Source organism: Bradyrhizobium sp. USDA 4504 (assembly GCF_054063995.1).
The window spans coordinates 7,528,818-7,548,746 of the sequence record NZ_JBSSGV010000001.1 but is presented as its reverse complement, the minus strand read 5'-3'; the positions used below and the strand labels follow the sequence as shown (position 1 = coordinate 7,548,746).

Below are 19,929 nucleotides of genomic sequence, written 5' to 3'. Positions count from 1 at the left end.
CAATAATCCGAAATTGCGCAGATGCACACTCACCCCTGGGTGCAAATGTCATTTGCGTCCTTCTTTAACGCTTCCACGTCGTCACGGCCGATGGCCTGCGATAGCCCCGCCCTTTCGGGGAGCGGGCGCACCGCCTTCGCGGCCGCCATTCGACCTAATCTCACCGTGCCTTAGCCGAACAGCCGCATCAGCAGGGCCTTGCCGACCGGCGCGGCGCGCACGCCTTGGAAAGCGCGGACATATTCGCCGGCATAGAATGCGCGCACGACATTGACCCGGGTCGCGACCGCGTCCTCGAAGCGGACGCCGAAGCCGTCGCGGGTGCGCCGGACCACAGTCGCGGCGACGTTCTGTCCGTAGACATTGCATTTGATCAAGGAACCGATGGCGGGCGGGACGGGATCGATGAAGCGCGCACCGGAGATCGAGATATCGGCCATCCGGATCAGCCGCATCTCGCTGTCCTGATGGATCAGGATCGGCTCGTCGCGCTCGAACCGCTCGGCCTTGCGGCGCCGCGGCTGCTCGATGCAGATGAAGCACACGATCGCGAGCACGACGCAATTGTACAGGCTCCAGGCCAGCGCCAGCCCGCCATAGGCGATGTTTTCGCCGCGCAGATGCAGGATGAAGGCGTAGGCGATCGCAAACAGCGTGATCAGCAGGGCGGCACCGTAGAGCCGCAGCAGCGGCCACTCGATGAAGCGGCGGTTGCGGTCGCCGCCCTTGGCCGTCACCTTGAATTTGTGGCCCTGCGGCCTGGCGAGGCCGGTCACGACCGCCTTCAGCACCGCGGGCGCCGCGATGTATTGCGACACGTCGGTCATGATCGCGAGCGAGCGGCCGCGCGAAATCCAGGCCATCGTGAAGGCGTGCCAGACATAGAACGGCAGGAAATATTTTAGCAGCTCGAACAGGTCGGCATGGACCGCCTTGATCCCGAACAGCAGATAAAGCCACGGCACGACCAGGCCGAACACCTTGGTGCCGTAGACCGCCGCCCAGCTCATGAAGGCGTCGACCAGCGACAGCCGGTCCATGAAGGCGAGCTTCGATTGCCGCGAGAACGGCCCGCTGCGGCCGCGGAAGATCTGCATGAAGCCGAGACACCAGCGTCCGCGCTGCGTGATGTATTCCTTCAGTCCCTCCGGCGCGAGTCCGATGGTCAGGCGCTCGTTCAGATAGACCGTGCGCAGTCCCTTCTCCTTCAGCCGCAGTGTGACGAGGTAATCCTCCGTCACCGAATCGGTCGGGAAGCCGCCGATCTGCATCAGGCCGGAGAAGCGGATCAGCGACGAGGTGCCGCAGCAGAATGCCGTGTCCCAGGCATCCTTGGCCGGCATCAGGATATCGAAGAAGAAGCGCTGCTCGTCGGGCCACACATCGGTCGCCGCAAGATTGGTCTGGATCGGATCCGGGTTGATGAAATGCTGCGGCGTCTGCACGACGCCGACGCTGCCGTCCTGCATCAGGCTCATCGCCCGGGTCAGGAAGTCCGGCATCGGGACGAAATCCGCGTCGAGGATCGAGATGAACTCCGGCCGCTCGGCCAGCCCGGAAACGTGCTGGAGCGCATGATTGATGTTGCCGGCCTTGGCGTGGCGGTTGTCCGGACGGGCCAGATAGTTGCAGCCGAGCTCCTGGGCGAGCCGGCGCAGCCAGAGCCGCCGCCCATCGTCGAGCACCCAGACGCGGTAATTGGGATAGTTGAGCCCGGTCGCGCCGATGATGGTGCGCTCCAGGATCGCTTTCTCCTCGTTGTAGGTGCAGATGAAGACGTCGACGAGCGGCGCGTTTGCGGGCAGCTTCGATCGGCGCAGGATCGAATTGACCTCGGGTGAGCGGTCGATCGTGCGGCTGAGGAACAGCAGCGACAGGCATACCGCGATCATCGAGGCCGCCTCGGCCAGCATGAAGGGATAGCCGACCAGCGCGTCGGCGGTGAGGCCCGGAGGCGGCAAGGTGTGGGTCACCCGCCACGCGAAATAGTGGACCAGCAGGACGAACGACATGCCGGTCATCATGACGCGGGCCAGGGTCTGCTCGCGGCGGAGCAGGGGTAGGATGGCAAGGCAGGCGCCGAAGGCGACCAGCCCGGGCGCAAATGCCGCCATCATGACTTTGCCACGTCCGCGTTGAACACCACGCGCCCGGTGCGGCCGACCGCGCAATCCTTGCCCGTGGTATCGAGCGCCGGCATCGAGACCGTGACCCGATAGGGTTCCTTGTTCAGCGCATCCGGATTGATCGCAAGGTTCGCGGGCGCGCCCGACGCGCCGGTGAGATTGACGATCTCGCCCTGCAGCGCGGCGCTGCCGTCATTCGGCTCGAAGCTCGCCTGCTCGCCGAGTTTCAGTCCGTTGTAGACGCTCTCGGTGACGTTCGCCGTGACCACCGCGCCGCTGCAATCGAGCAGCTTGAGCAAGGGCTGCCCGGCCCTGACGTCCTCGCCGGGCGACGTCATCATCTCCCAGATGCGCCCGCCGACCGGCGCCTTGATGTCGGCTTCCGCCCGGTTGACGTAGTGCAGCTGCTCGGCTGCGATCTCGTGGGTCAGCCAGTCGATCTCGGCGTCGGCATGCGCCAGATCGGCGCGCAGATCGCTAACGCGCTGGCGCATCTCCTCTTCGCGCTGCACGGAGCTCGGCCGGTCATTGTAGCTGTCGCCGAGATAAGTGCCATTCCTTGCCGCGGTGAGCTCGACCTTGGCGGCGTCGAGACGCCGTCGAGCGCCGATTTCGGTCTGCTGCGAGATCGCCTGCTCGCGCGTCAGGCGGGCCATTTCGACCGTCGACACGCTGCCCGACTTGATCAGCGACGACGCCCGCTCGACGGCGGCCACGGCCTCCTCCCGCCGTGCGGCGGCGGCCTCGATCGCGGTCTGGATTTCGGCGATCCGGGCCTCGAGCTGAAGGATGCGGCCGTCACGGAACTGGCCGGCCTGGCGGGCAAGATCCTGTTGCGCCGTCTCGGCGGCCGCAAGCTTGGCGGCCAGACTCGGGCGCTCATTTTCCAACCGCGACATCTGTCGCCGGAGATCATCGAGCCGGGCGCGATCGCCGCGTGCGTTAACGACGTGAAGGATCGCATCGCCCTCGTGAACCACGCTGAGCTGCGTGGATTTCTGCGGCTTCGCGCTCACGGTGCCGTCGATCGGTGAGCGCAAGGTCACGATCCTGGCGTTGACCACGGCCTCCACGCTCGAGGTCTGCAACACAGCCCTGAGCGGCAGCCATCCGAAGACGGTGACGATGGCAAGGCCAATGCCGACCTTGAGCAGGCGGCGAACCATCCGGCCTGAGCCTGCGGGCGCTTCGGGATGGGGAGCGCTATCGCTGGCCGGCGCGTCATGCTCCGGCTGCAGCCGTTCCTGCAGATCGCGCTGCAATCCCCGTGCGCCGTCGGCCTCATTCCTGGTGACGGAATTATTGTCTTCGGGAGGCGGCTTGTGCTGCTGTGCCTGATTCATAATGACCGGCCCCTGATCTGTCAGTGCGCGAACCAACGCACAGCTCTGCAGAGCGATGCCGTTGCCGGACAGATCCAATAATCAGGTGCTTCAAAAGCGGCTAAAGCGAACCGGGCATCTTTCGAAAAAATTGCTGCAATTTGCCGCCGTCGGGAGCCTGGCGCGGGAGCCGCGCCGTCGACCTGCTCCGCCCATCATTGCGGTGCGCCATTGCGCAGCCGAGGGCGTCTGCAGAACTGAGCCCGGAATCCATCAGGGCCGGGGCTAGGCGGGGAATGGATTCCGGGCTCTCACGGAGGCTGTGATCGGACCCGTCTTGCGCGACCCAGGCGTGAGCAGCCAGCGCTTCGGTCCCGGCAGCCTGCCGGACTTGGAATTCAGGGCCGGCTACCGCCCTGAGTCTGGCGCGTCGAATTGCGGCTGCAGCGCCGCCAGGCTCGCTCCCAGCAAGGCCAGGTAGCTGGCCTGACAGACCACCACGCCCAGATCGAATGCGTCCAGCAGATCGATCCACGGGTTGTCGGTCAGCGTGCTTGCTGTTTGCCTGCCACCAACGATAACGGAAGGCTGGAAGCTGCGATCGCGTCTCTGAGGCCTTGCCTCGTGGTCGACGTCGTCGGAGCAAACGATCAGATGCAGGCGCGCGCTGGGCATTTCAATCTCCGTCACTGATTGGCGATTGCTGAACCCCGGAAATCTCTGCCGTCGTCGAGTTGCCCAATAAGCGTAGTCACCGGGATGGAACGGGCCATTGAACGGAGGTTGATCCGACCGTTACATTCGGTGGGGACGACTCATACTTGAGTTTAGGTCGCAACCTGGACCTGAGCGCGCTCAACGGCTTCGCTTTCTGCGCGATCCCACGGGCGTGGACCGCCAAAAAGGCCGGCGTCATCCCGCCCGGGCGGCAAGAAAGCTGCTAATATACAGTCTATTGGGAGGGCGACGTTGTCGCCGCTGATGGTAGCAGTCACCTAGCGACGCAGCGCGGCCCATGATGATGGCCAAGTGCTGGGCTGCCGATGATCCGCGACCCGACCACGAAGTCCTGGTCGGCCGAGCAATGGCTGCTCGGCGGCATGGTGCTGGCCTTGGCGACAACCTGCATCGGGCTGTTGCTAGGTCCGCAGCCGGCAGCTTCCGCCCATCTGGTTGCCCTGGCGCTGCTCGTCGCGTCGCTGACCGCCGCATTGCTGATGATCCGCCTGGTGGGCCGTTCGCAAAGGCGGATGGAAGCCATGTTGCGCGGCCGAGCCAGCAGCGAGGAGCGCGCGATGGAGGCGCTGCGCAACAGCGAAGCGCAATGGAAGGAGGTATTCGAGCACAACCCGGTCATGTACTTCATGGTCGACGCAACGGGGCTCGTGCTGTCGGTCAACACGTTCGGCGCGGCGCAGCTCGGCTACACCGTCGACGAACTGCTTGGACAATCGGTGCTGCGGGTCTTTGCCGCCGAAGACCGGGACATGGTCCAGCGCAACGTCGCGACATGCCTCGACAACATCGGCCAGACCCACAATTGGGAAATCCGGAAGGTCCGCAAGGACGGTTCACGGATTTGGGTTCGTGAAAACGCCAAGGCGGTGCGGCGGCTGGGCGATCAGCTGATCGTGCTGATCGCATGCGAGGACATCACCGAGCGCAAGCACGCCGAAAATGCGCTGCAGCAGAGTGAAATGTACCTGACCGAAGCCCAGCGATTGAGCCACACCGGCAGCTTCGGCTGGCACGTCGCCAGCGGCGAGATCATCTGGTCGGAAGAGACGTTCAGGATCTTCGAATTCGACAGGGCTCCTTCCATCACACATGCCACGGTCCTGCAGCGCGTCCATCCGGATGATCGCGCCCGCGTGCAACGGACCATCGACCGCGCCTCGCTCGACGGCAAGGACTTCGAACACGGCTACCGATTGCTGATGCCCAATGGGGCGATCAAATTTGTTCACGCCAGGGCGCATGCGGTGACGAATCTTTCGGGCGACACCGAATTCATCGGAGCGGTCACCGACGTGACCGCCCGCAAGCGAGCCGAGGCGGAGTTGCACGAAGCGCAGACCAACCTCGCACACGTCACGCGCGTGACGGCGCTCGGCGAGCTCGCCGCATCGATCGCCCATGAAGTGAACCAGCCGCTTGCCGCCGTGGTCACCAATGCCGCGGCATGCCTGCGGTGGCTCAACCGGGCGGCCCCCGATCTGAACGAAGCTCGCGGCGCGGTCAGGTCGATCATCAGCGACGGCAACCGGGCGGGCGAGGTCATCCAGCGCGTCCGCGCGATGGTGAACAAGACGACCGATCAGAAGGCGCCACTCGACGTCAATGAAGTCATCAACCAGGTGATCGGGCTGGTGCAGCATGAACTGCAGCGTCACCTGGTATCCTTGCAGCTCGACCTCGCTCCCGCGCTCCCGTCTGTCGTCGCCGACCGTATCCAGCTGCAGCAGGTCATCCTCAACCTGGTCCTCAATGGTATCGAGGCCATGCAGCCGGTCACGGACCGGCCGCGGGAACTCGTAATCCGGACGCGCCATGACGAGGCCGGGCAGATCGTGGTCACGGTCACCGACTGCGGCGTCGGAATCGCGACCGAGAATGCCGAACGGCTGTTCGACGCGTTCTACACCACCAAGGCCAGCGGCATGGGAATGGGGCTGTCGATCTGCCGATCGATCGTCGAAGCCCACCGAGGCCGCCTGTCCGTGACCGGAAATAGCGGCCCCGGCGCGACATTCCAGTTCACCTTGCCACTGCACGAAGAGGATCATGCATGGTGACCGGGCGCGCGGCATCGCCTTCTGGTCTGGCAAACGCCGAGGATCCCATCGTCTTCGTCGTCGACGACGACGCATCCGTGCGGGACGCGCTGAGCAATCTGTTCCGGTCCGTCGGCTTGCGGACCGCAGCATTCGGCTCGGCCCATGAATTTCTGCAGCGCAAGCCTCCGGATGTCCCGAGCTGCCTGATCCTCGACATCCGGCTGCCCCGGCTCAGCGGCCTCGACTTTCAGGGGGAGCTGGCGAAGGCGGGCATCGATATTCCGATCATCTTCATGACCGGCCACGGCGATATCCCGATGACGGTCAGGGCCATGAAGGCCGGCGCTGTGGACTTCCTGACCAAGCCATTCCGCGATCAGGACATGCTGGATGCCGTCACGACGGCGATCGAGCGCGACAGGAGTCGTCGCGATGAGGCCAAGGTTCTTGCCAACCTGCGCGCCGCCTTCGCGACCCTGACGCCGCGTGAACGCCAGGTGATGACGCTCGTCACGGCGGGGTTGATGAACAAGCAGGTCGCCGCCGAAATCGGTGTGGCCGAGATCACAGTGAAGATACACCGCGGGCACATCATGCGGAAAATGGCGGCAAAGTCGTTACCCGATCTGGTCAGGATGGCACAGATGCTCCAGATCGGACCGGCAGCCGGCGGGGCGCAAACCTAAGTATGATTCTCCGGCCCCGATTGGCGACGCACTGTGGTCCCCACATGATGCACACGCCAGAGGCCCTTCCGGCCCGGGATAACCTCCTTGCCCAACCCGCCAGTGATATCAATCATCGACGATGACATGTCGGTTCGCACCGCGACCGACAATCTCGTCAGGTCGCTAGGCTACGCGGTCGAGACCTACGCGTCGGCCGAGGAATTTTTGCACTCGCCCCGCCTGAATGACACATCCTGTGTGATCGCGGATGTCAGGATGCCGGCCATGAGCGGGCTCGACCTGCAGAGCCACCTCATTGCCAGCGGACACCGCTTTCCGTTCATTTTCGTCACGGCGTTCTCGGTCGAAAGCGATCGCGTCCGGGCGCTGAAGGCTGGAGCGATCTGCTTTCTGAGCAAGCCCTGCGACGGGGACGTCCTGATCAAATGCCTCGATACCGCCCTCAGGCAGCACAGCGCGGCGCCGGGTGCGTGAGTTGGATCAGCCATCACCAGGCCGGCTATACGCAAGGATGATGCCACAAAACATCTGGACAAGTTGCGCATGGACGGCGGCGGCGCGAGATTTCGCATCGTCGTCCTTCGGGAAGATCGACGGCGAGGACAGCACCAGACATTTTGATTGGCAAATGGCAATTCCTCGGAGGGAGGTCGCCATGCGTGCGGAACCGCGCTGCGCCCAGTGTGACAGCGAAGAGCCCAAGATCATCTGTTTGCGAAATCCGGCGGGCGAACGCTACTGCGGACGCCTCTGCCTCTACAAAGGCCAGGAGGACTTCATCCGCTGGCTTTGGCGCGCGAATGCGGAGGCAGCGTCATGACAGCTCGTTGCGGAAATCCGGCCTGCAAGCGGCCTTTCGGGCTGATCCGGCATAATTGGTATTTTGAGCAGTTTTGCTCGACGAAGTGTCGCGAGATCCACAAGCGGCAGCTGGAGCGCAACAAGGCCTATTGGAAGTGGCTGTATCCCTTCCCCAGAACCGGCGCCCCATCGAAAAAGCCGATCTGACGACGTTGGCCAACAACGCGCAAGGAGTCTCACATGACGACGGTCGATGCGATGCTGGTAGGAGCGATACTCGCGTGGGTGCCTTCGCTCGTCGTGTTCCTCTATGTCGTGCGCGATCTGCGTAACATGCCCAGCGAAGATCTCGATTGATCGCCACACCGGCGGCCGAAGCGGATTGCTGGATCGTTGTCTTGACGCGCCTCTTCACGCGAACCGGTTCCCACTCGAAAACGCTCTAGACCTCCACGCCCTCGTGGCGTAGCAGCCAGCGCTTGCGCTCCAGCCCGCCGCCATATTTGACCAGTGAGCCGTTGGCGCCGATCAGGCGATGACATGGCACGACGACGCTGATCGGGTTGGAGCCGTTGGCATGGCCGACCGCGCGCATCGCATTCGGCGCGTTCAGTTTCGCCGCCAGCGCGCCGTAGCTCATGGTGGTGCCGTGCGGAATGTTCGGCAGCGCGTGCCAGACCTTCTGCTGGAACGGCGTGCCGGCGACGCGCCATTCGACATCGGTGAGACGATCGAGATCGCCCTTGAAGTAATCGCCGAGCGCCTTGCGCATCGCAACCGGCGCGTGGCCGTCCCGCAGCGTCACGGCGCCATAATGCAGCCGCAGCAGGTCGAGCATGCGCCCTTCATAATCGTCCCAGTCGAGCGCGCGCAGCACGCCGTCGTCATCGGTCACCAGCAGCGCGGTGCCGATCGGGGTCTTGAGGCGGTCGAGGTTGAAGGTCTGTGGAGTCCTGCGGTCGGCCATTGTCATATCTCGGGCAAGCAGATCGGCCAGCATACAATTCACCGCCCGCATGCTAGCGTCCACCCGAATTCTGGGTAGAGCGTTTTTCGAGCGAAGCGGAGACCGGTTCGCGTGAAGAAAACGCGCCAAAACAAGAATCTTGAGCTTCGATTCTGATTCAATCAGAACCGAAGCTTTGGGGGGCCGCAATATGTTGTTGCTTGGCAATGTTCTGGTCGCGGTGGTGGCCATGCTGCACGTCTATTTCCTTGTGCTCGAGATGTTTCTCTGGACCAAGCCGCTCGGGCTGAAGACGTTTCGCAACTCGATCGAGAAGGCAAACGATTCCGCGGTGCTCGCCGCCAATCAGGGGCTCTATAACGGCTTCCTCGCCGCCGGACTGATCTGGGGCCTCGTACATGGCAATCCGGCCTTCGCGTTCCAGATCAAGACATTCTTCCTGCTCTGCGTGATCGTCGCCGGTGCCTATGGCGCCGCCACCGTCAGCCGCCGCATTCTTTATGTGCAGGCGGCTCCCGCTGCGTTGGCGCTGATCCAGCTCTGGCTGGCCTAAAGCGCGGGCGCGCTTTTGTTTTCTTGAGCATGATCCGCTCGGAAACCGCTTCACAGTTTTCCGGACCATGCTCAAACGCGACATCGCGCGCAGGGTGCATCGTCTTGCAATGGCCCAGCCGTTCCTCCATCATCCCGTGCAACGGTGACATCCGCCGGCCTGAGCTTGCGGACAAGATCACCGGCAACAGGGAGGTCACGGACATGAGAAGCGTGCAATTGCTCGCTGCGACGGCGCTTGCGATCGCGTTGTCGGTTACATCGGCCACCGCGCAGAAGAAATACGACATCGGCGCGACCGACACCGAGATCAAGATCGGCCAGACTGTGCCGTTCTCCGGCCCCGCATCCGCCTATGCCGGCATCGGCAAGACCCAGGCGGCCTACATGAAGATGATCAACGATCAGGGCGGCATCAACGGCCGCAAGCTGAACCTGATCCAGTATGACGACGCTTATTCGCCGCCGAAAGCGGTCGAGCAGGTGCGCAAGCTTGTCGAGGGCGACGAGGTGCTGTTCACGTTCCAGATCATCGGCACGCCGTCAAATGCCGCCGTGCAGAAATATCTGAATGCCAGGAAGGTGCCGCAGCTGCTCGCCTCCACCGGCGCCTCGCGCTTCTCCGACCCGCAGAACGCGCCGTGGACGATCGCGTTCAACCCGAACTACCAGTCCGAGGGACGCATCTACGCCAAATACATCCTGGCCAATCACCCCAACGCCAAGATCGGCATCTTCTACCAGAACGACGATCTCGGCCGCGACTACATCACCGGCCTGAAGAGCGGGCTCGGCGACAAGGCCGCCAGCATGATCGTCACCGAGGTGTCCTACGAGCTGACCGACCCGACGGTCGATTCCCAGATCGTGAAGCTGAAGGCCGCCGGGGTCGATTTGGTCTATGACGCCTCGACACCAAAATTCGCCGCGCAGGCGATCCGCAAGATCGCCGACCTCAACTGGAACCCGGTGCACATCCTCGACATCAATGCGAGCCCGGTGTCGGCGACGCTGAAGCCGGCCGGTCTCGACATCTCCAAGGGCATCATCTCGACCAATTACGGCAAGGACCCCGCCGACCCGCAATGGAAGGACGATCCCGGCGTGAAGGCCTATTTCGCCTTCATGGACAAGTATTATCCGGAAGGCGACAAGCTCAACACCGTCAACACCTACGGCTACTCGACGGCCGAGCTCCTGATCCAGGTGCTCAAGCAGTGCGGCGACGACCTCACCCGCGAGAACCTGATGAAGCAGGTGACCAGCCTGAAGAAGTTCGTGCCGAGCCTCGCGCTGCCGGGCATGTCGATCACGACGGGGCCGAACGACTACCGCATCAACAAGCAGATGCAGATGATGAAGTTCAACGGCGAGCGCTGGGAGCTGTTCGGCCCGATCATCGAGGACACCGGACCGGCGGGCTAGCCGCGGTCGGGACGAGACTTCACTCACTCTCCCCGTTCTTACGGGGAGAGGGTCGGGGTGAGGGGCTGCTTCCGCGCACCGCTGCATTAGCTGCCCCCGCGGAGACTCCCCCTCACCCGCATCGCATCTTCGATGCGATGCGACCTCTCCCCGCAGGCGGGGGCGAGGTAAAGCCGGGCCCCAACCTTCGCGCCGCTCCACCCACCTTTTCGCAACGCCCCCTACTTTGGTTGACTGAAATCGCTCACCTTTTCGGCAGTGCTCGTCTTGCGTTGCAATAACGGTTCCTCCAGTATCCCGGCCCAGCGATGGCGACCGCGGGACCTTGAACCCGCGGACAAGATCATCGGCCAACCATCAGTCACGTGAGGGAAACAGCACTATGAGGAACGGGATTTTCCACTTGGTCACGGGAACGGCGCTCGCGATCGCGCTGTCAGCAACGTCGGCCTTTGCGCAGAAGAAGTACGATCCGGGCGCGAGCGACACCGAGATCAAGATCGGCCAGACCGTCCCCTTCTCCGGACCGGCCTCCGCCTATGCCTCGATCGGCAAGACCCAGGCGGCCTACTTCAAGATGATCAACGATCAGGGCGGCATCAACGGCCGCAAGATCAACCTGATCCAGTATGACGACGCGTATTCGCCGCCCAAGGCCGTCGAGCAGGTGCGCAAGCTCGTCGAGAGCGACGAGGTGCTCTTGACCTTCCAGATCGTCGGCACGCCGTCGAACGCCGCCGTGCAGAAGTATCTCAACGCCAAGAAGGTGCCGCAGCTGTTTGCCGCCACCGGCGCTTCGAAGTTCACCGACCCGAAGAACTTCCCCTGGACGCTCGGCTTCAACCCGAACTACTTCGTCGAAGGGCGCATCTACGGCCAGTACATCCTGAAGGAGCATCCCAACGCCAAGATCGGCGTGCTCTATCAGAACGACGACCTCGGCAAGGATTATCTGAACGGCATCAAGGCCGGCCTCGGCGACAAGGCCGCCAAGATGATCGTGGCCGAAGCCTCCTACGAGGTCTCCGACCCGACCATCGATTCCCAGGTGATCAAGATCAAGGACGCCGGCGCCGACCTGTTCTTCTCGGCCTCGACGCCGAAGCAGGCGGCGCAGGCGATCAAGAAGATCGCCGAGCTCGGCTGGCACCCGATCCACATCGTCGACATCAACGCGACATCGGTCGGCGCCGTGCTGCAGCCGGCCGGCCTGGAAGCCTCCAAGGGTCTGATCAGCACCAATTACGGCAAGGATCCGGCCGATCCGCAGTGGAAGGACGATCCGGGCATGAAGCGCTATTTCGACTTCATGGCCAAGTACTATCCCGACGGCGACAAGAACTCGAACTTCAACACCTATGGCTACTCGACCGCCCAGTTGATGGTGCATGTGCTGAAGCAGTGCGGCGACGACCTGACCCGCGACAACGTGCTGAAGCAGGCGACCAACCTGAAGAATGTCGAGCTCGACATGGCGCTGCCCGGCATCAAGGGCAACACCGCGCCGAACGACTATCGCGTCAACAAGCAGCTGCAGATGATGCGCTTCAACGGCGAGCGCTGGGAGCTGTTCGGCCCGATCCTCGAGGACGCCGGCCCGGCCGGCTAGTCGGTCGCGCAGGTTTGAAATGCAATCGGCGGCCTCCAAGCCGCCGATTTGTTTGCGGGGATGTCCTATCACCGTCACCCTGGGGAGCGCGAGGCGCGTCTCGAAGGGTCGACGGCCACCAGCGGGGCCGTGCATGCTTCGAGGCTCGTTCCGCTCGCACCTCAGCATGACGGGGATGGAGATCGCCGCGACCCATCGATTTTTACGCGCCTACTTCGGAATCTCGCCGAAATTCTTCCCCACCGGCAGCACGGCATGGCGGATCAGGCGGGAATCGTCCACCGCGGCCTGGCGGTGCTTCACCGCCTCGCGATAGACCGGATCGCGGATCATCTCGACGAAGGCGGCGACGCTTGGATATTCCGCGATGAAGCAGTGATCCCAGCGCTCCTCCTGCGGTCCGATCAGCATCAGCTCGAAGCGGCCTTGCCAGACGATGCGGCCGCCGAGCCGTTCGAACACCGGCCCGCTCTCGCGGCCATACGCCGCATAAGCCTCCGCGCCGGTGGCCTTGCGGCCGTCGGGATAGGCGGCCCATTCGCGCAGGCGCACCAGGTTGAGCATGTGGATCGGGCCCGGCCGGTTGTTGTCCCGGAACTGCGCGAAAACGTCCTTGGTCGGATCGATATGGCCCATGCGGTGCTCCTTCGTTTCTTGTTCCCTAGCGCGATCGCTCTATCGCGCTCTTCCATCCTGTTTGAGCATGATCTCCGCGCAAACGCTCCGCGTTTGTCGCGAGGGAAAACCGGTGCCCACTTTTCCTGATCATGCTCCTTATGTAGCACGCGCTGCCTCACCTCCTAATGCCCCGTTAAGCTTTGCGTAACCGCCCCTTAAACCGGGAACGCTAGCGTGCGTCCCTGTCAGGGTGTGAGCGTTGCGGATGGCGTGGGGACGGAAAAAAGGCGGTGCGCGCAAGGAGCCGCTGTTCGGGCTTCCGGCCGCGCTTGCCGACCTTCGGCTGTCGCCGTCCGATCGCATTCCCGGAGGCGGCGACGACAAGCCCGCCAAATCCAAACCCAAGAGCACCGACAAGAGCAGCGATTCCGGTAGCGAGAAACCGCGCCCGTCGCGCAGCGGCAGCAAGCGGCGCAGCAAGTCGCGGGGCTTTGGCATCGGCCGCCTGTTCTATTGGACCGCGGTGCTCGGCCTGTGGGCCGGCATTGCGGTGATCGGTGTCGTGGTGTGGGTCGGCGCGCATCTGCCGCCGATCCAGTCGCTGGAGATTCCCAAGCGCCCGCCGACGATCCAGATCGTCGGCATCGACGGCAGCGTGCTGGCGCAGCGCGGCGAAATGGCCGGCGCCAATATCGCGTTGAAGGATCTGCCGCCCTATCTGCCGAAGGCCTTCATCGCGATCGAGGACCGCCGCTTCTATTCGCATTACGGCGTCGACCCGGTTGGCATCCTGCGCGCGGCGGTGACCAACCTCCTGCACCGCGGCGTCTCGCAGGGCGGCTCGACGCTGACCCAGCAGCTCGCCAAGAACCTGTTCCTGACCCAGGAGCGCACCATGCAGCGCAAGCTGCAGGAGGCCGAGCTCGCGCTCTGGCTGGAGCGCAAGCATTCCAAGAACGAGATCCTCGAGCTCTATCTCAACCGGGTCTATTTCGGTTCCGGCGCCTATGGCGTCGAGGCCGCCGCGCAGCGCTATTTCGGCAAGTCGGCGAAGAACGTGACGCTGCCGGAAGCCGCGATGCTGGCCGGCCTCGTCAAGTCGCCGTCGCGGCTGGCACCAAATCGCAACCCTGAAGGCGCCGAGCAGCGCGCGCAGGTCGTGCTGGCGGCGATGGCCGATGCCAAGTTCATCACCGAGGCGCAGGCCAAGGCCTCGATCGGTCAGCCCTCGATTGCGGTGAAGCCGGCCGGCGCCGGCACCGTGAACTATGTCGCCGACTGGATCGGCGAAGTGCTCGACGATTTGGTCGGCCAGATCGACCAGGACATCGTGGTGCAGACCACGATCGATCCGAAGCTGCAGAATGTCGCCGAAGCCGCCATCATCGATGAGCTCGCCGCCAAAAGCGTGAAGTTCAATGTCAGCCAGGGCGCGCTGGTGGCGATGACACCGGACGGCGCGGTGCGCGCCATGGTCGGCGGCCGGAACTACTCGGAGAGCCAGTACAATCGCGCGGTCACCGCGAAGCGCCAGCCGGGCTCGGCGTTCAAGCCGTTCGTCTATCTCACCGCGGTCGAAGCAGGGCTGACGCCGGATACCATCCGCACCGACGCGCCGCTCGACATCAAGGGCTGGAAGCCGGAGAACTACACCCACGAATATTTCGGCTCGGTGACATTGACCCAGGCCCTGGCGATGTCGCTGAACACGGTCGCGGTGCGGCTCGGCGTCGAGGTCGGCGCCAAGAATGTGGTGCGCACCGCGCACCGGCTCGGCATCTCCTCCAAGCTGGAGTCCAACGTCTCGATCGCGCTCGGCACCTCGGAAGTCTCCGTGATCGAGCTGGTCGGCGCCTATGCGCCGTTCGCCAATGGCGGCTACGCCATCTCGCCGCATGTGGTGACCAAGATCAAGACCAGTTCGGGCAAGCTGCTCTATGACCGTCCGACCGATCCGCCCAACCAGGTGATCGAGCCGCGCTATGATTCGATGATGAACAGCATGATGCGCGAGACGCTGATCTCGGGCACCGCGCGCAAGGCGGAGATCCCGGGCTGGACAGCCGCCGGCAAGACCGGCACCAGCCAGGATTATCGCGACGCCTGGTTCATCGGCTACACCGCCAAGCTCGTCACCGGCGTCTGGCTCGGCAATGACGACAATTCACCGACCAAGAAGGCGACCGGCGGCGGCTTGCCGGTCGAAGTGTGGACCCGCTTCATGAAGGCGGCGCATCAGGGCGTGCCGGTCGCGGCGATCCCGAACTCGCAAGGCAGCTGGGGGCCGGCGAACCTGATGCAGATCTCGTCACAGGTCACCGCGCCGTCAGCGCCGGCGGGACCGATGCAGATTCAGCCACCGATGCAGGCATCGCAACCGCCCGCGCCGGTACCATCCGGCGGTTACTATCGCCCGCCACCGCCGACGCCGGCCCGCGCCTCGGCGCCACCCAACCCGAACGCGCGGCCCGAGGCTGCGGCTGGACTGGACGGCTGGCTGGCGGATCGGTTGTTTCGGTAGAAGTCGGTAGGCGGACGGATCGCGTTGCTCCGTAGCCCTGATGAAGCGAAGCGTAATCCGGGACCAGTCACGCCATCGATGAAAGCTGCCCCGGATTACGCTTACGCTCCATCTGGGCTACGCACTCAAGCCGTCATCCCCCGCGAAGGCGGGGGATTCAGTACGCCTCAGCCCCTGGATTGAAGACAAACGCCTCTGGAATACTGCATCGCCCGCTTTCGCGGGCGATGACAGCAACGTTCGGGGCGAACAGCGCGCCCTACTCCTGGATCCCGTAGCGGTGCAGGTCGTTGCCGTAGGTGTCGAGCCAGTTCTTGGCGCGCGTTACCGACGCGCAGACTTTGTCGACCACCCGCCAGAACCGCGCCGAGTGGTTCATCTCGACGAGATGGGCGACCTCATGCGCGGCGAGGTAATCGAGCACGAAGGGCGGCGCCAGGATCAGCCGCCATGAGAACGACAGCGAACCCGCCGAAGTACACGAGCCCCAGCGGCTGGACTGATCGCGGATCGAGATCCGGCGTACCCGCACGCCGAGTTCCGCGGCGTGAAGCTGCGCCGCCTTCTGCAGGTCCTTGCGCGCCTCGCGCTTGAGGAAGTCGTGCACGCGGCGATCCATGTACTCGACGCCGCCGGCGACGCAAATGATCCTCTCGCCGCTGTCGCGCGTCTCGGTCCACACCGTGCCGCGCTCGCCCGAGCGATGCACCAGGCGATGCGGCACGCCGCGCAACGGCACCACGGTGCCGGGCTGGAACGGCGCGGCCTTCGGCAAGCGGCCAAGACGGGCGGCGATCCAGCCGCCATGGAGATTGGCGAACTCCTTGGCTTCCGGAATCGTGCCGCGCGGCGGCATCGTCAGGATCGCTTCACGATCGGTTGGATGTATCCTGAGTGTGTAACGGCGCGCGCGCCTATGCCGGCGCAACCTGACGGTGAAGAACTGGGAGCCGTGTCTGACCAATACGGTCGCGGGTTCGGCAGGCCGCCGATAGAGGAGCGCGCGAGTAGCCATTTCTGAGAGTCCGGGGAGCAGGAGTTCGCCCGAACTTTGCCATATCCGCCGCCAGGGAAAGCGCTCGGCGCAAAAACAAATCATTTGCCCAATATACAGGGGTTGGCCGTTAATTGACCTCTACCGGCAGGGGCTGGAACCGGAATTTTTCCGATGAATCAAGGTTACGAAAAAGGCCCAAAGAATGAAATTACATTCACCCTTTGGGCCTTGCCCGATTTTGGATTCTTTTAGTTAAATCAGCGACTTGCGTGACCGCGAAAATCGCGGCCGGGGCGATACCTATTCGGCGGCGGCGACCAGCGAAAGCCGCGTATTGGCCGCCGAAACCATGAAATCGGAGATCCGCGGCACGATTTCGGACCGGAAACGCGAGCCGTTGAACACGCCATAGTGCCCGACGCCCTTCTGCACGTAATGCACGCGGCGATGGTTCGGGATCGCGGTGCAGAGCGCGTGCGTCGCCTCGGTTTGGCCAAGACCTGAGATGTCGTCCTTCTCGCCTTCGACCGTCATCAGCGCGACGCGGCGGATCTTCGACGGATCAACCGGCTTGCCGCGATGGGTCATCTCGCCCTTCGGCAGCGCGTGCTTGACGAAGACGAGGTCGACGGTCTGCAGGTAATATTCGGCGGTGAGATCCATCACCGCGAGATACTCGTCATAGAATTCGCGGTGCTTGTCGACGAGATCGCCGTCACCCTTGACCAGATTGGCGAACAGCGCCTTGTGCGCGTCCATGTGCCGGTCGAGGTTCATGCTGATGAAGCCATTGAGCTGCAGGAAGCCCGGATAGACGTCACGCATCACGCCCGGATGCGGGAACGGCACCTTGGTGATGACATTGTTGCGGAACCACTCGATGCCGCGCTCTTCGGCGAGGTTGTTGACCGCGGTCGGATTGCGCCTGGTGTCGATCGGCCCGCCCATCAGCGTCATCGACAGCGGCACGAACGGATCGTTGTTGGCTTCCATCACCGAAACCGCTGCCACGACAGGCACGGAAGGCTGGCACACCGCGATGACATGCATATTGCCGCCGAGCGCGTGCAGCATCTCGATCAGGTAGTCGACATAGTCCTCGAGATCGAACCGGCCAGCCGCGAGCGGCACCATGCGCGCGTCGGCCCAGTCGGTGATGTAGACCTCATGGGTCGGCAGGAACGCCTCGACTGTGCCGCGGAGCAGCGTCGCATAGTGACCCGACATCGGCGCCACGATCAGCACGCGCGGCTGCGGCGAGCGCAGCGGGCGCGTCAGCTTGCGATCGAAATGCAGCAGGCGGCAGAACGGCTTTTCCCAGATCGAACGGACCTCGACCGGAGTGCGGATGCCGTTGACCTCGGTCGTCGGCAGGTTCCATTCCGGCTTGCCGTAGCGGCGCGTGGTGCGCTCGAACAGCTCACAACCGGCGGCGATCGACTTGCCGAACTCGGTGTGGGTCCACGGATTGAGCGGGTTCTGAAACAGGATCTTGGTGGCGTCGGTTACCGCGCGCACCGGATTGAGCGACGCATGCGCCATCTCGTACATCCAGTACAACGGCGTCGTGAGTGCCGGGCTGCCTTCCGCCGCTAGTGGCGGGGCACCGCCAAATTCACCGATGGGCATAGTATTTTCAGACCCCTGTTTTGCGCCGCAGCATACTGACCAATGCGTAACAATGCGTCAATGCGCCGCGAGCCGAATCTGGGGGCGATATCGGGCTAAAAGGCCGAGAATCCACGAGAAAGTGACATTTATTCACCACCGCCGAGCAGCGACCCGTTGCGCTTGGCGCTCTGCAAAAGGGCAAGGAAGATCGCAAAAGAGGCAGCGAACAGGAACGCGTTGATGACCAGCGCCCACGCCATCAGGTCGGCGCGGAAGACGTGATCGATCAGAAGCGAGCGCATGCCTTCGAACACATAGGTCGGCGGCAGCGTCCAGGCGACAGCTTGCAGCCAGGCCGGCAGCACCTCGACCGGATAGTAGATGCAGGCGAGCGGCATCACCGCGAACATCAGCGTCCAGACGATGCTTTCCGCCCCTAACCCGTTGCGCAGCACGAGGCCCGAGGCGAACACGCCGACCGACCAACTCGTGAAGATCAGATTGCAGAAGAACGCGATCAGCGGCAGCCCGATGGCGTAGAAGTTGAAGCCGAAAAAGAACAGCGCCAGCAGCGTCATCGGGATCACGCCGATGGCGAGCCGGATCAGGCTCATGATCATCAGCGAGAGCAGGAATTCGATCGGCTTCAGCGGGCTCATCATCAGGTTGCCGAGGTTGCGTGCCCACATCTCCTCCAGGAACGAGATCGAGAAGCCGAGCTGCCCCCGGAACAGGATGTCCCACAGGATCACGGCACCGATCAGCGTGCCGCCCGCCTTGGCGAAGAAGCCGGATGCCTGCGAGATGTAATTCTGCAGGAAGCCCCAGGTGATGATCTGCAGTGCCGGCCAGTAGACCAACTCCAGGAGCCGCGGCCATGACGACATCAGGAGATACCAATAGCGCAGCACCATCGCGTTGATGCGTTGCAGTGAAATGGTGTGCTGGTGCTGGCTGACGAGTTCGCTCATGGTGTGTCCTCTGGCGCGCCCTCCCGCACCCGGCCGCGCGCCACGTCGAGAAACACCTCTTCCAGCGTGTCGCGGTTGTAGCGCGCCATGATCCGGTCGGGGCTGTCGTCGTCCTCGATCTTGCCGCGCTTCATGATGATGACGCGGTCGCAGAGGCGCTCGACCTCCAGCATGTTGTGTGACGCCAGCAGGATGGTCGCGTTATGGGTCTTGCGATAGGTCTCGAGATGCTGCCGCACCCAGTCGGCGGTATCCGGGTCGAGCGAGGCGGTCGGCTCGTCGAGCAGCAAGAGGTCCGGCTCGTTGATCAGCGCCTTCGCCAGCGCCACGCGGGTCTTCTGCCCGGCGGAGAGCTTGCCGTTGGAGCGGTCGAGGAATTCCTTGAGATCGAGATCGTCGGCGAGCTGGTCGATCCGCTCACGCAAACGCTGCACGGCATAGAGGCGCCCGAAAATGGTCAGGTTCTGCCGCACCGTGAGCCGCATCGGCATGTCGACGTAGGGGCTTTCGAAGTTCATCCGGCCGAGCACGTCGTAGCGCTGCTCGGGGATTCGTGCACCGAGCACCTCGACGCTGCCCGAGGTCGGCAGCACCAGGCCCATGATCATCGCGATCGTCGTGGTCTTGCCGGCGCCGTTGCCGCCGAGCAGGCCGGTGATGCTGCCGCGCGCGATGCGGAACGAGATGTCGTCGACCGCGCGGGTGGTCTTGTAGACCTTGACCAGATGCGCAACGTCGATCGCGGCCGACTCGCCTTGTTCAGCCGCCGGAGCTTGCCTCTGACCTGTCCCGACCTGTTGCATATGGCCGTCATTGAGCCATTGCGACAATAAGCGCAAGGCTCGGCGGTAATTAAAGGCTTGGCGGTAATTAAAGGCTCGCCCCGCATCGTTGCGCTAAGTCGCGAATTTGTGCGCCGCCCACGGCACAGCTAAGGTCCCGG

The 19,929-nt window shown here is 63.6% G+C and carries 17 protein-coding genes; 8 read left to right on the top strand and 9 right to left on the bottom strand.

The window, feature by feature from the left end:
• Positions 1–170: 170 nt before the first annotated feature.
• The 3 genes from ACVMB1_RS35350 to ACVMB1_RS35340 form a co-directional block, all read right to left on the bottom strand.
• On the bottom strand, positions 171–2,117 hold the full coding sequence (locus tag ACVMB1_RS35350; protein ID WP_076824643.1) for a glycosyltransferase: 1,947 nt from the start codon (positions 2,115–2,117) through the stop codon (positions 171–173).
• Complete coding sequence (locus ACVMB1_RS35345; protein WP_244558658.1) at positions 2,114–3,469, bottom strand: HlyD family efflux transporter periplasmic adaptor subunit; 1,356 nt, start codon at positions 3,467–3,469, stop codon at positions 2,114–2,116. Before ACVMB1_RS35345 ends, ACVMB1_RS35350 begins: the two co-directional genes overlap by 4 nt.
• A 387-nt stretch (positions 3,470–3,856) precedes the next feature.
• Entirely contained in the window at positions 3,857–4,123 is a 267-nt protein-coding gene (locus ACVMB1_RS35340; protein WP_057015418.1) for a hypothetical protein, read from the bottom strand.
• Between the two features lie 368 nt (positions 4,124–4,491).
• Between ACVMB1_RS35340 and ACVMB1_RS35335 the strand changes: the two genes are divergently transcribed.
• The 4 genes from ACVMB1_RS35335 (at position 4,492) to ACVMB1_RS35320 (ending at position 7,734) form a co-directional block, all read left to right on the top strand.
• On the top strand, positions 4,492–6,243 hold the full coding sequence (locus ACVMB1_RS35335) for a PAS domain-containing sensor histidine kinase (protein ID WP_244558657.1): 1,752 nt from the start codon (positions 4,492–4,494) through the stop codon (positions 6,241–6,243).
• On the top strand, positions 6,237–6,911 hold the full coding sequence (locus ACVMB1_RS35330; RefSeq protein ID WP_076824640.1) for a response regulator transcription factor: 675 nt from the start codon (positions 6,237–6,239) through the stop codon (positions 6,909–6,911). The genes ACVMB1_RS35335 and ACVMB1_RS35330 overlap by 7 nt, the downstream gene beginning before the upstream one ends.
• Positions 6,912–7,013: 102 nt before the next feature.
• Complete coding sequence (locus tag ACVMB1_RS35325; protein WP_076824638.1) at positions 7,014–7,388, top strand: response regulator transcription factor; 375 nt, start codon at positions 7,014–7,016, stop codon at positions 7,386–7,388.
• 40 nt (positions 7,389–7,428) lie between these two features.
• Positions 7,429–7,734: a hypothetical protein gene (locus ACVMB1_RS35320; RefSeq protein WP_168858260.1), complete on the top strand. Its 306-nt coding sequence runs from the start codon at positions 7,429–7,431 to the stop codon at positions 7,732–7,734.
• Positions 7,735–8,157: 423 nt separating this feature from the next.
• Here ACVMB1_RS35320 and ACVMB1_RS35315 read toward each other — a convergent pair whose 3' ends face one another.
• On the bottom strand, positions 8,158–8,682 hold the full coding sequence (locus tag ACVMB1_RS35315) for a methylated-DNA--[protein]-cysteine S-methyltransferase (protein WP_141340233.1): 525 nt from the start codon (positions 8,680–8,682) through the stop codon (positions 8,158–8,160).
• A gap of 190 nt (positions 8,683–8,872) precedes the next feature.
• On the opposite strand from ACVMB1_RS35315, the gene ACVMB1_RS35310 reads away from it, so the two are divergent.
• The 3 genes from ACVMB1_RS35310 (at position 8,873) to ACVMB1_RS35300 (ending at position 12,268) form a co-directional block, all read left to right on the top strand.
• Positions 8,873–9,235 (top strand): DUF1304 domain-containing protein, encoded by a 363-nt coding sequence (locus ACVMB1_RS35310; RefSeq protein WP_083714868.1) that lies wholly within the window; start codon positions 8,873–8,875, stop codon positions 9,233–9,235.
• Between the two features lie 203 nt (positions 9,236–9,438).
• Positions 9,439–10,659, top strand: a complete 1,221-nt coding sequence (locus tag ACVMB1_RS35305) for an ABC transporter substrate-binding protein (RefSeq protein ID WP_076824752.1) — start codon at positions 9,439–9,441, stop codon at positions 10,657–10,659.
• 382 nt (positions 10,660–11,041) lie between these two features.
• Complete coding sequence (locus ACVMB1_RS35300; RefSeq protein WP_018269220.1) at positions 11,042–12,268, top strand: ABC transporter substrate-binding protein; 1,227 nt, start codon at positions 11,042–11,044, stop codon at positions 12,266–12,268.
• A gap of 210 nt (positions 12,269–12,478) precedes the next feature.
• On the opposite strand, the gene ACVMB1_RS35295 is transcribed toward ACVMB1_RS35300, so the two are convergent.
• A complete protein-coding gene (locus ACVMB1_RS35295) occupies positions 12,479–12,904 on the bottom strand; it encodes a DUF1330 domain-containing protein (RefSeq protein WP_016845520.1) in 426 nt (141 codons plus the stop codon).
• A 247-nt stretch (positions 12,905–13,151) separates the two neighbouring features.
• Between ACVMB1_RS35295 and ACVMB1_RS35290 the strand changes: the two genes are divergently transcribed.
• Positions 13,152–15,407: a transglycosylase domain-containing protein gene (locus tag ACVMB1_RS35290; protein WP_076824750.1), complete on the top strand. Its 2,256-nt coding sequence runs from the start codon at positions 13,152–13,154 to the stop codon at positions 15,405–15,407.
• 259 nt (positions 15,408–15,666) lie between these two features.
• On the opposite strand, the gene ACVMB1_RS35285 is transcribed toward ACVMB1_RS35290, so the two are convergent.
• The 4 genes from ACVMB1_RS35285 to ACVMB1_RS35270 form a co-directional block, all read right to left on the bottom strand.
• Positions 15,667–16,506, bottom strand: a complete 840-nt coding sequence (locus ACVMB1_RS35285) for a M48 family metallopeptidase (protein WP_076824634.1) — start codon at positions 16,504–16,506, stop codon at positions 15,667–15,669.
• A 198-nt stretch (positions 16,507–16,704) separates the two neighbouring features.
• Positions 16,705–18,033 (bottom strand): polyhydroxyalkanoate depolymerase, encoded by a 1,329-nt coding sequence (locus ACVMB1_RS35280; protein WP_028341465.1) that lies wholly within the window; start codon positions 18,031–18,033, stop codon positions 16,705–16,707.
• 128 nt (positions 18,034–18,161) lie between these two features.
• Positions 18,162–18,986: an ABC transporter permease gene (locus ACVMB1_RS35275; RefSeq protein ID WP_057015392.1), complete on the bottom strand. Its 825-nt coding sequence runs from the start codon at positions 18,984–18,986 to the stop codon at positions 18,162–18,164.
• Positions 18,983–19,789 carry an ABC transporter ATP-binding protein gene (locus ACVMB1_RS35270; protein WP_076824748.1) on the bottom strand — a complete coding sequence of 269 codons (807 nt, stop codon included), beginning with the start codon at positions 19,787–19,789 and terminating at the stop codon, positions 18,983–18,985. The genes ACVMB1_RS35275 and ACVMB1_RS35270 overlap by 4 nt, the downstream gene beginning before the upstream one ends.
• Positions 19,790–19,929: the final 140 nt, after the last annotated feature.